This window comes from Pseudoalteromonas sp. S1609 (assembly GCF_005887255.1).
In the GTDB taxonomy this organism is placed as follows: Bacteria; Pseudomonadota; Gammaproteobacteria; order Enterobacterales; family Alteromonadaceae; genus Pseudoalteromonas.
The window spans coordinates 25,899-40,036 of record NZ_PNDJ01000066.1; the positions used below are offsets into that span (position 1 = coordinate 25,899).

Annotated in this window: 12 protein-coding genes and 3 tRNA genes; 8 read left to right on the forward strand and 7 right to left on the reverse strand. The window is 40.5% G+C overall.

Going from position 1 to position 14,138, the window contains the following annotated elements; all coding sequences use genetic code 11:
• Positions 1-16: 16 nt before the first annotated feature.
• The 3 genes from CWB76_RS16055 to CWB76_RS16065 are packed head-to-tail and all read right to left on the reverse strand — an operon-like array spanning position 17 to position 2,432.
• Entirely contained in the window at positions 17-307 is a 291-nt protein-coding gene (locus CWB76_RS16055) for a hypothetical protein (RefSeq protein WP_138608944.1), read from the reverse strand.
• A complete protein-coding gene (locus CWB76_RS16060) occupies positions 304-1,344 on the reverse strand; it encodes a M48 family metallopeptidase (protein WP_138608945.1) in 1,041 nt (346 codons plus the stop codon). The genes CWB76_RS16055 and CWB76_RS16060 overlap by 4 nt, the downstream gene beginning before the upstream one ends.
• The gene (locus CWB76_RS16065) at positions 1,344-2,432 is read right to left on the reverse strand and encodes a YjgN family protein (RefSeq protein ID WP_138608946.1); all 1,089 of its coding nucleotides are present in this window, start codon (positions 2,430-2,432) and stop codon (positions 1,344-1,346) included. Before CWB76_RS16065 ends, CWB76_RS16060 begins: the two co-directional genes overlap by 1 nt.
• 172 nt (positions 2,433-2,604) lie before the next feature.
• On the opposite strand from CWB76_RS16065, the gene CWB76_RS16070 reads away from it, so the two are divergent.
• The 8 genes from CWB76_RS16070 (at position 2,605) to msrB (ending at position 11,533) form a co-directional block, all read left to right on the forward strand.
• Positions 2,605-3,336, forward strand: coding sequence for a TrmH family RNA methyltransferase (locus tag CWB76_RS16070; protein WP_138608948.1), 732 nt, complete (start codon positions 2,605-2,607; stop codon positions 3,334-3,336).
• 68 nt (positions 3,337-3,404) lie between these two features.
• Positions 3,405-6,806: a chromosome segregation SMC family protein gene (locus CWB76_RS16075; RefSeq protein WP_138608951.1), complete on the forward strand. Its 3,402-nt coding sequence runs from the start codon at positions 3,405-3,407 to the stop codon at positions 6,804-6,806.
• A gap of 74 nt (positions 6,807-6,880) precedes the next feature.
• Positions 6,881-7,627, forward strand: coding sequence for a cell division protein ZipA (gene zipA / locus CWB76_RS16080; RefSeq protein ID WP_054202488.1), 747 nt, complete (start codon positions 6,881-6,883; stop codon positions 7,625-7,627).
• 78 nt (positions 7,628-7,705) lie between these two features.
• Complete coding sequence (gene ligA / locus CWB76_RS16085; protein WP_138608954.1) at positions 7,706-9,727, forward strand: NAD-dependent DNA ligase LigA; 2,022 nt, start codon at positions 7,706-7,708, stop codon at positions 9,725-9,727.
• Positions 9,720-10,064 (forward strand): DUF3392 family protein, encoded by a 345-nt coding sequence (locus tag CWB76_RS16090; RefSeq protein ID WP_008115215.1) that lies wholly within the window; start codon positions 9,720-9,722, stop codon positions 10,062-10,064. The genes ligA and CWB76_RS16090 overlap by 8 nt, the downstream gene beginning before the upstream one ends.
• Complete coding sequence (locus tag CWB76_RS16095) at positions 10,061-10,561, forward strand: DUF2919 domain-containing protein (protein ID WP_131691260.1); 501 nt, start codon at positions 10,061-10,063, stop codon at positions 10,559-10,561. Before CWB76_RS16090 ends, CWB76_RS16095 begins: the two co-directional genes overlap by 4 nt.
• A gap of 8 nt (positions 10,562-10,569) precedes the next feature.
• Positions 10,570-11,010: a hypothetical protein gene (locus CWB76_RS16100; RefSeq protein WP_138596182.1), complete on the forward strand. Its 441-nt coding sequence runs from the start codon at positions 10,570-10,572 to the stop codon at positions 11,008-11,010.
• Positions 11,011-11,092: 82 nt separating this feature from the next.
• Positions 11,093-11,533: a peptide-methionine (R)-S-oxide reductase MsrB gene (msrB, locus tag CWB76_RS16105; protein ID WP_008115220.1), complete on the forward strand. Its 441-nt coding sequence runs from the start codon at positions 11,093-11,095 to the stop codon at positions 11,531-11,533.
• Between the two features lie 124 nt (positions 11,534-11,657).
• Here the strand turns inward: msrB and CWB76_RS16110 are convergent, their stop codons facing one another.
• The 4 genes from CWB76_RS16110 to CWB76_RS16130 all read right to left on the reverse strand — a co-directional run bounded on the left by CWB76_RS16110 (position 11,658) and on the right by CWB76_RS16130 (position 14,124).
• A complete protein-coding gene (locus CWB76_RS16110) occupies positions 11,658-13,289 on the reverse strand; it encodes a response regulator (RefSeq protein ID WP_138608956.1) in 1,632 nt (543 codons plus the stop codon).
• A 405-nt stretch (positions 13,290-13,694) separates the two neighbouring features.
• Positions 13,695-13,770, reverse strand: a tRNA-Val gene (locus CWB76_RS16120).
• A gap of 49 nt (positions 13,771-13,819) precedes the next feature.
• Positions 13,820-13,895: transfer RNA gene (locus tag CWB76_RS16125), tRNA-Val, on the reverse strand.
• Between the two features lie 154 nt (positions 13,896-14,049).
• Positions 14,050-14,124, reverse strand: a tRNA-Val gene (locus CWB76_RS16130).
• Positions 14,125-14,138 lie beyond the last annotated feature (14 nt).

Below are 14,138 nucleotides of genomic sequence, written 5' to 3' on the forward strand. Positions count from 1 at the left end.
TGAAAATAAAAGACTATTAAAACTGCATATTGTGCTTTTTAGCATAAATAAAAAACACCGGAATTTCGATTATGACGTAAGTTAAAAAAGTAAACCAAAACCAATTAACTTCAAATATTAACCAGCTAAATTGCACGCCTGAGTTGTAATAAAGAGTAGATGCAATTAATAGCGTAATGCCTGTTGCAAATAAATCTTGCACCGATACTTTTTTAAAGCTGCTGCCTGCAAAGCACGGATAAATAAATCCGTAGCCAAGCGTTATCATAATGATAACTAATAACAATAAATTCAGTTCAGGGGTCATTGTGGTTTATATTGCCTCGCATATTCTATTCGCTCTTGGGAACTTGGGTGCGTTGATAAATACTTTAACCAAGCATCATCATAGCTCCCTTCTTGCGCTTTTAAATTATTTTCCAGTGCTTCAATTGCATCTGCAAAGTCGTGGTTAGAATACCCTAATTTTAAAAGGTTTTTAATCGCATATACATCGGCTTCTTGTTCCATATCTCGCGAAAACGCTTGTTGCAAAAAAGATGAACCAGAGCCAAGCACGACCTCTAATATACCTTCTAAGTCACCAAAAATAACTGCAAATACAACGGTGCTCGCTGCAGCTTGTGCTGCAAGGCGAATGCTGTGATGGTGCTGAACATGACCAATTTCATGAAGTAAAATAGCACGCAGGGCATCAGGGTCATTTTTTAATAGCTCAACAAGTTCGTCAGTTACAACAACCTGACCATTTGGAAGAGCAAACGCATTAGCTGAAAAATAATCAGACTGATAAAAAGAGAGCCTAAACTTTGCACTGTCTAAATTGAGCGAGTTAAGCATTAAACGCCATTGTTGCTGTATTTCTGATTGCTTATTAGTGGAAAGTTGAGAAGGTTCCAATGCGACTTTTTCTATCACACTGAGCGTTTGCTCTCCCATCGTTTCAATTGTCGAGGCAGGTGCTAAGTTAACGCTATAAACGGCTACTGATGGTATTAAGCGGTATAAAATTAACCAAAGTAATAGGGGAATTAGCAGCACGGATGCAACAATAAGAATCTTATTTTTTTCTAAGCGTTCACTGAGTCCATGCTCTTTAAGCGCGAATGGCCACCTAAATTCTACATCTTGAGGAATAAATCGCCCACCATCAGCAAAATTTAACTCTGACGCCATGCCAGGTAACGGGCTATCAAGTTGGCAATTGTCTATTGTTGATGCAAGTAACGTCGTATTCTCAGAGTCAACAAGTGTTATTTGCTCATCGGAAAGGTGTGCATAGCTTTTAATATGTTGGCTGCTATTAGGGTAATAATAACAGCCAAAAATAGGATAATTACTCATTAGGTGAGTGAAATATCAATATCAAACACATTGGCCGCTTCTTCAGCAAATGATGACTGCTCATTTTGTGCAACATCAATCAACGAAAGTGCGCCGCTATAAATAGTGACTTCAGTAACCGATGCTAACAGCTTTGCTCTGCGTATTTTAGCCCAAGGGTAGGCCAGTCCTAAGGTAAACATAATTGCCAATACATTGGTAAATAGTAAGATGGCATAGTCAATGGCTTTTAAGTTCGAATCAAAGGTAGCGACTTCTGAAAATTCACTGTTATTAAAAATATGATTTCTAATAAGCGAATGATAAACAGCGCCAACGAGTGTTAAAAACGCAACATACAACACAGCAATTAATAGCGGCACTACAATTGTCGAAAGGCTAAAGTTTTGTGTGTTTAAGTTATCGATCGTTAAGGCACTTGCACCAGCAAAGAAGCCAAAAATAACTAAGCCACCTATTGCAACTCCTAGGGTAATAAGTGCTGCGATGTAATAGCGTTCGCCCTGAAGATTTACTGTAAGTGGTTTATTTCCATAGCTGATGTTTTCATGCATATATTGATCAATTCGCTTTAATACATACGGCAGTAATAGGTGTAATGTGAATACACTTGCAATAGGCAATAAAACAAAGTTAATAAATGCATCGCCGTAATTACCTGAAAAAGCAAAGCGTACATTTCGATGGCGGGTCATACGCATGTTAAAGCGCAAACCTTGGTTAATGATCCATGGCAACAAAAATAAAAAACCAATAGCAAATAAAAGGCCTATCGCTGGTGCGAGGCTGCTAAGTAAGGTGTAAATTAAAAATGCGATGACCGCTAAAATGCGTCCTTTTAAAATTTGTATTGGGGTCGCTAGATAGTCAAAGCTATGACCGTCGATACGCGTATGACCGTAAAAATAACGGTAGGTGCGTACTTTTGCCCATGCAGAATAAATTCCTAAAGTAATAATACTTAGCAGTATATTGACACTCCATATGCCAAAAAATTCGCCGCTTTTGCCGCTAAATTGTACTTTACCGCTAAAAATAGAGGAGGGTGTTTGGTTTGACTTAGGTGAAGTTGGGTGTATTGATTCCATTTAAAAAAAGTCCTTGTAATTTTTTGTAAATTTACCCTTTTTAGAGAATAAAAACAATCTTTATGATTAGCTAGCTTATTGTAAGTAGGCTAATTTTATTGCTTTTGCTGTTTATAGGGCTGCACTTTAAGTCTCCTCTGGTATACTGTGCAGATAATTTAACGGGGCTGACATGATTTCAAAAAACCAACTTAAACTAATTCGCCAGCTTGGCCAAAAGAAGTACCGCAAGCAACTTAATCAATACCTTGTACAAGGCGAAAAAAATGTACTGGAGTTATTAAATAGCCCATTAAAAGTAACCGATGTGTTTGCAACGCAAAACTTTATTGATACTAACCAAGCGGCATACCCCAATACGCATTTTATTGTTGCTGATGAAGAGCAGTTAACAAAGGTAAGTACTTTAGTCAGTAATAATGCGGCGATTGCCATTGTTGATATGCCAAGCACCACATTACCTGATGAAAGCAGCTTAATATTGGCCTTAGATGGCGTATCTGATCCTGGTAATTTAGGTACCATCATTCGCGTGGCTGATTGGTACGGCATAAAACACATTGTTGCCAGCACCGACAGTGCCGATCCGTATAACCCAAAAACAATTAGCGCCACAATGGGGTCGTTCGTTCGCGTATCGGTAAGCCAAGTTGAATTGCCTGAATACTTATCTACATTAAACATGCCTATTTATGGTGCATTTTTAGATGGCCAAAGTGTGCATAGCACTAAATTTAGTGGCCAAGGTGTATTGCTTATGGGCAGTGAATCACATGGAATACGCGAGCAGTGTGCAAAATTAGTGAGCAACAAAATAACCATACCGGCTTTTGGCGGTGCAGAGTCGCTTAATGTAGCAATGGCCACGGGTATTATTTTAGATAATTTTAAACGCCAAGCTTAACTTTTTAGCTATTTATGCGTTAAGTTACTTATAGTAAAAAACAATAATAAATCGGTAGTAACAATAAAATGCGCTTAAGCACTATTAAATTAGCGGGCTTTAAATCGTTTGTAGAGCCCACTAAAATTCCATTTCCTGACCAAATGACGTGTGTTGTCGGCCCTAATGGCTGTGGCAAATCAAACGTCATTGATGCGGTGCGATGGGTGCTTGGTGAAAGCTCAGCTAAAAATTTACGTGGCGATGCCATGACCGATGTCATTTTTAATGGCTCTACTAACCGCAAGCCCATTTCGCAAGCCTCCGTTGAATTAATATTTGATAATACCCAGGGTAAGTTACCCAATACTTTTGCTGATCGTAACCAAGTGGCTATTAAGCGTTTGGTGACTCGCGATGGTCAGTCATTGTACTTTCTAAATGGCAGTAAATGCCGAAAACGTGATATTACCGACATATTTTTAGGCACGGGCCTTGGGCCGCGAAGCTACGCTATTATTGAACAAGGGATGATCTCACGTTTAATAGAGAGCAAACCGCAAGAGCTACGTGTTTTCTTAGAAGAAGCCGCAGGGGTCTCTAAATACAAAGAGCGTCGCCGCGAAACGCAAACACGCATAAAAAGCACCCGAGAAAACCTAGAGCGACTGCTTGATGTTCGTCAAGAGTTACAAAACCAGCTTGATAAACTGGCGGTACAATCGGTTGAGGCTAAAAAATATCGCGAACTTAAATCCCAAGAGCGCACCTTAAAGGGGCAAATAGCGGTATTAAAATGGCAAAAACTGCATCAACAACAGCTCGATAAAAGTGCGCAAATAAAAAAGCTGGATGACCAAATCAGCTTCTTTAAAACGGCGCATTCAGGCCATGATGATGTTCTGGCAAGCCTTGATGCTCAAGTGCAAGCTCAACAAGATAAACTCGATGATGCACAGCAACAGCAGCATCATACGCATACTGAATTGACTCGCAGCGAACAGCAGCAGATTAGCATTAAGCAACAAACGCTGTCACTGAAACAAAATTTAGCCAAGTTAGAGCAACAAAAAAACCAAAGTGAAGAAGCTAAAACGCAGCAACAAAGTCTCTGCCAAGAGTTAGATGACAGCTTGCAACAGGCTGTAGAGTATAACTTAATGTGCAGCGAGCAGGTTATAGAGCTTACCGATGAGGTTAATCGGCTGCTGGAGATTAAAAATACCGACACATCACAGTGGCAATCGTTAACAGAAGACTATCAAAAATTAAATAATCAGCAGTTAGCGCATGCAAATGCAGTAAAACATACAGAGCAGAAAATCAGTTATGTTAAGCAACAACTAACGCAGCTTGATGAGCAAATAGATGAGTTAAAACGCAGTGAGATAGAGCAGCAATTAATTCAGCAACAGCAGCACAGACAAACGCTAACAGAGCAGCTGGCTAACGCGCAAACTGCTCATAGTAGAGGTCAAAGTGCTCAGGCAATACAGCAGCAACAGCTTGATGAAGCTCAGCAGCAATGGCAGCATTTATCTCAGCAAGTTAATGAACTAAAAGCCGGTATAGCAGGGCTAAAAACTACCCTTGGACTTGAAAAAAACAGCGATAAAACTTTAACTTTATTCAAACAGTTAACTGTTCAGCCTGGTTATGAGTTTTTAGTAGAGCAGGCGCTGTCATCACTTGAGCACATTCATATTTCACCAGGTAAAGCAGAAAATAGCACGTGGCAAATACCCTCACAGTCTGTGGCAAGCAATAGTATTGCTGCCTTTATTAGCGCTGGTATCTACCCCGAGTTATTAAACCATATTGCTTATGATGCCGAGGGTGAAGCTCACCACCTTAACGATGCCAGTTTTATTGCAGTGATGGACAAGCAAGGGGCGTTACATGGTCGAAATTGGCATCTCAGTGGCGAAAAAAATGCAGAAAATTCCTTATTATTAATGCACAAAAAGCTCAAGCAGCAAGAAACCTTACTTGAGCAACAACAACAGGCATTGACGGATGCACACTCCACACTTGAAGAACATCAAGCGCAAGCTGTATTAATAACCGAGCAGCAAAACGAGCGCAAAGACACTATTCATCAATTAGCACAACAACTTGCTGTAGCAACAACGCGTGGTGATATGCTCAAAGCGCAAGCTGATCAACATCAGCAACAGGTGACGAAATTACAACAACAACGTCAGCCACTGCTAGAACAACAGCAGCAGTTAAGCGAATTGTTGGGCGAAGAGCTTGATAAAAATGAACAGCTTGCAGAGCAGTTAGAGGCCTTAGTTGTAGAGCTTAACCAAGCCGATAGCACACGAATAAATAGTGATGAACGTTACAAACAAGCTTTAAATAATGCTGAACAGTATAAAACGCAAGCACATCAGGCAAACCTTAATGAGCAAAAAGTGCGTAGTGAGTGGCAGCTCAGTCAAACCAAGTTGAACCATGCCGAACAAGCATTAACAATGGCTGTAGAAGGAACGCAAGAGCTAATAGAGCAAATTGAGGCGTTACTTATTCCTGAGCAAGAGCTTGCACTAAGTATTGAACAATTATTAGTGCAGCACCAACAAGGCGAACAAACCCTTGTGGATATTCAACAGCAATTAGCTCAAGCAAAACAAGAATTACAAAACAAACAAGCGAGTTTAAAAACGTCACAAACTGAGCTGGTGGCATTACAAGAGCAACACCAGAAGCTGAGTATTGAAGAGCAAAGCCTATTAATAAAAGCGCAAGCGGTACTTGAGCCACTTAGCGAGCTTAATCAAAATTTAAAACAGGTTTTAGCAGAGCTTCCTGCAGAGTTGTCATTAAATGCAGCGCAAAATCAACTTGCTGGAGTCAGTAATCAGCTTGAGCAATTAGGAGCCGTTAACCTTGCAGCCATTGATGAATTTGAACAAGCTAAGCAAAGAAGTGATTATTTAAATAATCAGTTGGATGATTTAACCCAGGCATTGACAGCTTTAGAAGGCGCTATTCATAAAATAGACCGTGAAACTAAAACGCGCTTTAAGTCTACCTTTGATCAAGTGAATCACGATTTTGGCCAGCTTTTTCCAAAAGTATTTGGCGGCGGCAGTGCTTACTTAGAATTAACCAGTGACGATTTACTCGAAAGTGGTGTTAGTATAATGGCAAGACCTCCGGGTAAAAAAAATTCGACAATTCATTTGTTAAGTGGTGGAGAAAAAGCGCTGAGCGCATTATCATTGGTGTTTTCTATATTCAGGCTCAATCCAGCTCCATTCTGTATGCTGGACGAGGTAGATGCCCCATTAGATGATGCCAATGTGGTCCGTTTTTGCCGATTGGTTGAAGAAATGTCACAATCTGTGCAGTTTATTTATATAAGCCATAATAAAATTGCAATGGAAATGGCGGGTAGATTAACGGGTGTAACCATGGCAGAGCCAGGCGTGTCGCGCATGGTTGCTGTAGATATTGAACAAGCGGTGCAACTTGCACATGCATAATTTTCATAGTCATTTGCTAGTTGTTTTGGGTAAAATGATGGCAGTTAGGCATATTAATAATAAAAGGTGAGGGGATGGCCGAAGAATTAAGATGGGTTTTAATTGTGATCAGTGTGTTTGTCATTGGTGGCTTATTAATACACGGTTTGTGGTCAGTAAGAAAAAAAGAGAATGCTGAACTCCCTGCAAGCGAGCGAGTTGAACCTGTTCAAGAACAGCAGCCTTCATCTGTGCATACTGAGCCACAAGAGCCAACGTTAGCGCAACGAGAAGAGCCACAAATGAGTGAGTTAAACTTCAGTGCTGATGAGCCACAAATAGATGTTAGCCCAGCTGATACAGCTATTGAAGATGACCTTGAAGTCGTAACCGAAGAGGCTGTTGATACACAACAAGACGCCCCTAAAGATGTTTCAGACTTTGTGATTGTGCATATTCAAATGCCAGAAGGACTGACCATGCAAGGCAGTAAATTACTGCCAGCAGTTAACACGCTAGGTTTTAAATATTCAGAAGAAGGCTTTTTTAATCGCCATCTAGACCCTGCAGGCCAAGGGCCGGTGTTATTTAGGTTGGTAAATATGTATAACCCTGGCACGTTCGATATTGATAATATGGAACAGTTTAGTACCGCAGGCGTGAGCTTATTTATGACTCTACCATGTGATGGCGATGGCCTTGCTGCGTTTAATATGCTGCACAGCGCCGCTAAGAAGCTAGCAGATGAATTTGGAGCTGAAATCTTGGATGCTGAGCGAAACGAAATGACGGTAGAGCGTATTCGTCAATATGTTGAGCAGGTTCGCGCATTTTCTGCGTAATATACGCATAAGTTAAATTTTGTAAGCCACTGGGCGTTCACTCGTCAAAGTGGCTTTTTTTATGTTTTTGAGGTCTACATGGCAAGCAGCATTAGTGAGCAAATTAATCATCTTCGTACCACGCTTGAGCAACACAATTATAGTTATTATGTGCTTGATACACCCAGCATACCCGATGCCGAATATGATCGCTTATTACGTACTTTGAGCGAATTAGAAACCCAGCACCCTGAGTTTTTAACCGCCGATTCACCTACTCAAAAGGTAGGTGGGGCGGCGCTTGCCAAGTTTGAGCAAGTAGCACACCAAGTGCCTATGTTGTCGCTTGATAACGCTTTTGGTGAAGACGAATTCAGTGGTTTTAATCGTCGTATTAAAGAGCGTTTAATGAGCACTGAAGAGCTTACATTTTGCTGTGAGCCTAAACTGGATGGCTTAGCGGTATCGATTATTTATCGCGATGGGGTATTAGTGCAAGCAGCGACTCGTGGCGATGGTTTTACTGGCGAAAATATTACTCAAAATGTAAAAACAATTCGCAATGTGCCATTAAAGTTACGCGGTGATGATTACCCGCGTGAGCTTGAAGTGCGCGGTGAAGTGTTTATGGATAGCGCGGGCTTTGAAAAATTAAATGCCGAAGCAGAAAAGCGCGGTGACAAAGTTTTTGTAAACCCACGTAATGCGGCAGCAGGCAGTTTACGCCAGCTCGACTCAAAAATTACCGCAAAACGGCCACTGATGTTTTATGCCTACAGCACCGGATTGGTCGCCGATGGCACATTACCTGAAGATCATTACCAGCAACTTGCCAAGCTTACCGACTGGGGATTACCACTGTGTCCAGAAACAAAATTAGTTGAAGGCCCAAAGGCCGCGCTTGCCTATTATAATGACATTTTAACGCGCCGTAGCGAGCTAAAATATGAAATAGATGGTGTGGTAATAAAAGTAAATAAAAAAGCCCTACAAGAGCGCCTAGGCTTTGTTGCGCGTGCGCCGCGCTGGGCTATTGCTTATAAGTTTCCGGCGCAAGAAGAAATAACACACTTGCTAGATGTAGAGTTTCAAGTAGGGCGTACTGGGGCAATTACCCCTGTTGCGCGACTAGAGCCGGTATTTGTTGGTGGTGTTACGGTATCGAATGCAACACTGCATAATGCTGATGAAATTGCCCGTTTAGGCGTTAAAGTGGGCGATACTGTGATTATTCGCCGCGCTGGGGATGTGATCCCACAAATTACCCAAGTAGTACTTGAGCAACGCCCAAGCGATGCAAAAGAGATTGTATTTCCAACTATGTGCCCAATTTGTGACTCGCACGTTGAGCGGGTTGAAGGAGAAGCTGTTGCACGTTGTACAGGCGGCTTGGTATGTCAAGCACAGCGCAAACAAGCGATTAAACATTTTGCTTCACGCAAGGCTTTAGATATTGACGGCTTAGGCGACAAAATTGTTGATCAATTAGTTGACCGAGAGCTGATCAAAACCCCTGCTGATTTATTTATTTTAAAGCAGGGACATTTTGAATCACTTGAACGAATGGGGCCAAAATCAGCAAAAAACTTAGTTGCGGCGCTTGATGATGCTAAAACCACTACCTTAGCAAAGTTTTTATATTCACTGGGTATTCGTGAAGTCGGAGAGGCCACAGCTCAGAACTTGGCTAATCACTTTTTAACGCTTGAAAAAGTAATTGATGCCAGCATTGAACAACTAATAGAAGTGAGCGATGTAGGTGAAATAGTAGCAAAACACGTTCGCGGCTTTTTTACTGAAGAGCACAACCTGACAGTGGTAAACGAATTAATAGCGCAAGGGGTAAACTGGCCAGAGTTAACAGCGCCATCAGAGCAAGAACAGCCGCTAGCAGGTTTAACTTATGTGCTAACTGGGACGCTTAATACGCTTAATCGTAATGATGCAAAAGCGCGCCTACAACAATTAGGCGCCAAGGTCTCTGGCAGTGTTTCAGCAAAAACAGATGCCTTAGTGGCGGGCGAAAAAGCCGGCTCTAAGCTCACCAAAGCGCAAGAGCTTGGTATAGAAATACTGACAGAGGATGATTTAATTACTTTGTTAGAGACTCATAATGGCTAGTTTTACAAATATACTTAATACCTTGTTAATTGACCTAGGCCAATGGTTACAGGGCTATTTGCCGCATTTATCACTGCTTTTAATGGTGTGCTTAGTGTCGCTGTATGCGGATGACATTTTAAAGTTAACCAAAGGCGTCGTAGCTAGGCGCCACTTTATTATTAGGGTGGCGTGTTTTGTGTTGATAACTGCGTTTGGCTTTGGCTTGTTAGTGGTGTGGTTAAGCCCACTGCTAACTAAAGCTTTACTGTTTTTTGGCACTAAGTGGTTAGCGCTTACCTTATTAGTGGCATTTTTTATTTTGGGCACTATTGCCGATAGGAAAAATCAGTTGTGAGTCGATATGGGCCTGAATACTGGGATAAATATGGTAGCTATCGTACGCCATTAGCATTCCACTTGAGTATTTTAGTGCTATTGCGCGCCTATTTTATTTGGGTGATAGCCGCGTTGAGTCGTCGACCTGAGCTTGATTTAATGTCATTGTTTTTTAGATCAAAAAATGATTTTTTTATTGCTATAGCGATCGGTGCAGTAGCGATTGTACCTACTATTTTATTTTGTTTACGCAGACCAAGAGACTCGCATCAAGCTACGCAGCGCTTGGCGCGTATTTGGCGGTATATGCGTTGGCCGCTGATTGCGTGTGCATTAATTGATTTGTCGTGGTTAAGTATTCAGGCAGCCCATAGCCATTATCGCTTCTCATTGTTTTTAGCTGTGCAAATGGTGATTGTATTATGGGTGTTGTGGTATTTGGCAAAAAGTCGTTACTTAAGTGTTTTCTTTAGTGATTGGCCCGAGCCGACAGAAAAAGCAACTGATAAAAAGTAAGAGGGCTTATGCATAGTATCAATAAAAAAATAGCACAAGTAATTGCTTTAATAGGGCTCATTATTATAGCGAGTGGCTATTTTTTTTCTTTAGGCGAATTCCTTTGGTTTAAAGCTGCCTTAGTAATGTGGGTTGTGGTGTTTTGTTCGTGTTGTTACCGATTAACGCCGTTGTTTAAAATGCGCAATCCGCTGCGTAATTTTATTCAACGCGATGCGCAGCACTTATTTGTTTTTAGTTTAACAGGGCTGTTTGATAAAAAAAATGGCCCGCATTGGTTAGTCATCAGTAATATTGAGTCGATAGAAATAAGAAACGATGAACTAATAGTGCACAGTAATAATGACCGGCAATTAAGCGTGAGCATTCCTGGCAGTCAAGCCCAATTGCATGCCTATGTAAGCCGTATACTTACAGCAACAGAAAAGCACACTATAGTCTTTAGATAGCGTTGATCGTGGGATTAGCCACAGGCGTACTAGACTACAAGTAAATGATTGCTAGTTAAATTAATAACGTAATGAGGTTGTTATGTTGAAGTGGAACGATATTGTTAATTTTGCCAACCATGGTAATCCAACACCGGTTCGAAAAGTGGTTAAAACAGATCAGCAATGGCGCGAACTGTTAAACGAAGAGCAATATTATGTGACCCGTAAAAAGGGAACTGAACGACCAAATAGTTCGAGTAGTTGTACCTTGTTAGAGCCAGGTAAGTATGTGTGTGTTTGTTGTGACAACTTACTATTTGATGCAGATGAAAAGTTTGATAGTGGCACCGGCTGGCCTTCATTTACGCAACCGGCAACTGAGGAAGCGATTGGTTATGTCATGGATAATAGTCATGGCATGGAGCGAGTTGAAGTTGTTTGTAATGTGTGTGATGCGCATTTAGGGCATATTTTCCCTGATGGGCCACTTCCTACTGGTTTACGCTACTGTGTAAACGCACTGGCAATGAAAAAGCTCTAGGGCCTGTTGACCTTTCAAGATTAAATTTACAGCGGCCTGTTTGGGATTTAGGCAATGCAGCGCCTATGTGGTGTGGTTACTCACCATAAATAGGCGATAACGTAGCATTAATGCCAAACAGGCTCTAACTAATCTCTAGTTTCATTTCTTTAGCAATCTGAAGTAGTTTATCGAACCGCTCTGATTGCTCTTCTGCTAAGGGGGATTTTTTTAATAGTTTAAAGCACTTTTGGGCCAACAGACTATGGAAAGAGTCACCATGTTTTTTTGACTTATCCACTAAACATTGCAATAAATTAAGCGCAATACTTGGATTGTGTGGCATGACTCTAAATGCTTGGCTGAATGCCTCTAAGGCAACATTTAATTGGCCGCGCTCAAACTGCTTAACAGCATGATTATTGAGCTCTTTCGGCCCCATTTTAATATCACGTCTTTCACTTTGCTGTTGCTGTATATAACGCAAGTAAGTAGCATCGCTTCTACTTGGGTGACGTTCGCAATGATCAATTATTTGACTAAATAGCGCTTGCGCCTTTTGGTGAAAACCTAATTCATGCAGTGCTTTTGCTTTGTCTAGGGCACCATCTACTGAACGTATTTGAGTATCGCTGTCATCAAGTTGCTCAATGAGCTGTTTCGCTTTTTTATGTTCATCTTTTAAATAATAAAGGCGTGCATTGAGCACATCGATTTGAGTTTGCGCATTACTGGTTGGGAATTGTGTTTTTAACTCATTAATATATTTATTTGTTTGACGAGAGATCCTGTTTATTTGGTCGGTTTGATCTGTGGTCAATGCAAAATCAATCCCAGCACGAGCAGCATTTAAATAAATGTCTGGGCTATCATGCATAGAGTACTTAGCATAAGTGGCAATATCTTTTTGAGTTAAGTAGCTGGTTTCATAATCTCTATTAATGAGCGATACGCTGTTCAGTGATTTTTGACGGTCTATATTACGTGGAGCAATGTGTGCCGCTTGGCTTAAAAAGTCTTGGGCTAAATCAAATTGGTTTAGTTTTATTTCTAAACGCCCCAATAGGTCTAAGGCTATAAGACGCGTTTCATTTCGTTCAAGCATTGTTTTAAGCATGCGTTGAGCTAAAATATGCTCATTGTTAGCAATTAAGGCTTCTACCAATCCTACTTTTGCCCATGCAAACTTTTGCATATTCAAAACTGACTTAAAAAAATCTTTCGCTTCTTGGTTTTGTTTTAGCGCCAGTAAAATATTGCCTTTTAATCTAAGTAGAATAGGGCTGTATTTATTACTTTTATCGAGTTGGGCATTAATTTGTTTCAATGCTTTAGACTGGTTATCGTCATCAATTAAAGTGTATATAGCTTTTAAGTCGCTTTTACGTTTGAGAATACGCTCTATGCGCACTCTTAACTCTTGTACAGAGAAGGGTTTTACTAAAAAGTCATCGGGTTGAAGTTCTAATACACTGTGAACTAACTCTCCGCTAGTTTCCGCAGATGTAAAAATAAACCCAGTAGAGTGTTTTATTAATGCTTTAGCGCGTAATTCTTCATAAAGCTGATAGCCATCTTGGCGTTTGCTTAGATTAAAAGAGCAAATTACCAAGTCAAATTCTTCATGTAAGCATTGTTCTTTTGCCGCTAGAGCATGATCTGCAAAACGCATATGTCCAAAGCCAATTTTTTCGAGCGACTGTTTCATGTAGCTTTGAGCAAGTGGCTGCTCTTCTACAATCAGTATTTTTGCTTCATTGAAAATATTTTTAGACATTGGCTTAAGCGTAATTGAATTTAACACAGACTATAATCAACAGTTTAGACGCTTACAAGGTAATTTAAAGATTCGCCTCGAAGATGAGAGCTTATTAAGCAAATTAATTCTAAAGGTTTATATTTTTACCTTAAAAGAGCTAAAAACCCATTTAAAGTAAATGAATAGCACGCGTAATAAAGTAAGTTTAAACAAAATGATTTTGGAGATAATAAAGCTCGAAAGATAAATTTTTGGTATGTGATTGGTAATACTGATTTTTTGAAACCGAAGAATTACTTGATAACGAATTTCTAAATAGTAATTAATACTGAACTTGAACTAAAAGAGTGGAGAATAATGAATATCAAAATGGAAGGTGATACTGGAGGATTTAGGTTTTTGTAATATGCACCATTCAAAGAATGGTGGGTCGTACTGGACTTGAACCAGTGACCCTCGCCTTGTAAGGGCGATGCTCTCCCAACTGAGCTAACGACCCATATTACAAATTTACACATGACTATTAACATAATAATAGATTTTATATGTGGTGGGTGATACTGGACTTGAACCAGTGACCCTCGCCTTGTAAGGGCGATGCTCTCCCAACTGAGCTAATCACCCACATATAAATTAAAACGCTACTATTAAAATAAATAGTACTGGACTTTAACCAGTGAACTTCGCCGTTACTTGTAAATAGCGGTGATGCTCTCATTTCTTGTAACTGAGCTAACCACCCATATTAGACATCTTGTAATATGCACCATTCAAAGAATGGTGGGTCGTACTGGACTTGAACCAGTGACCCTCGCCTTGTAAGGGCGATGCTCTCCCAACTGAGCAAAGACCCCAGATTACAAATAT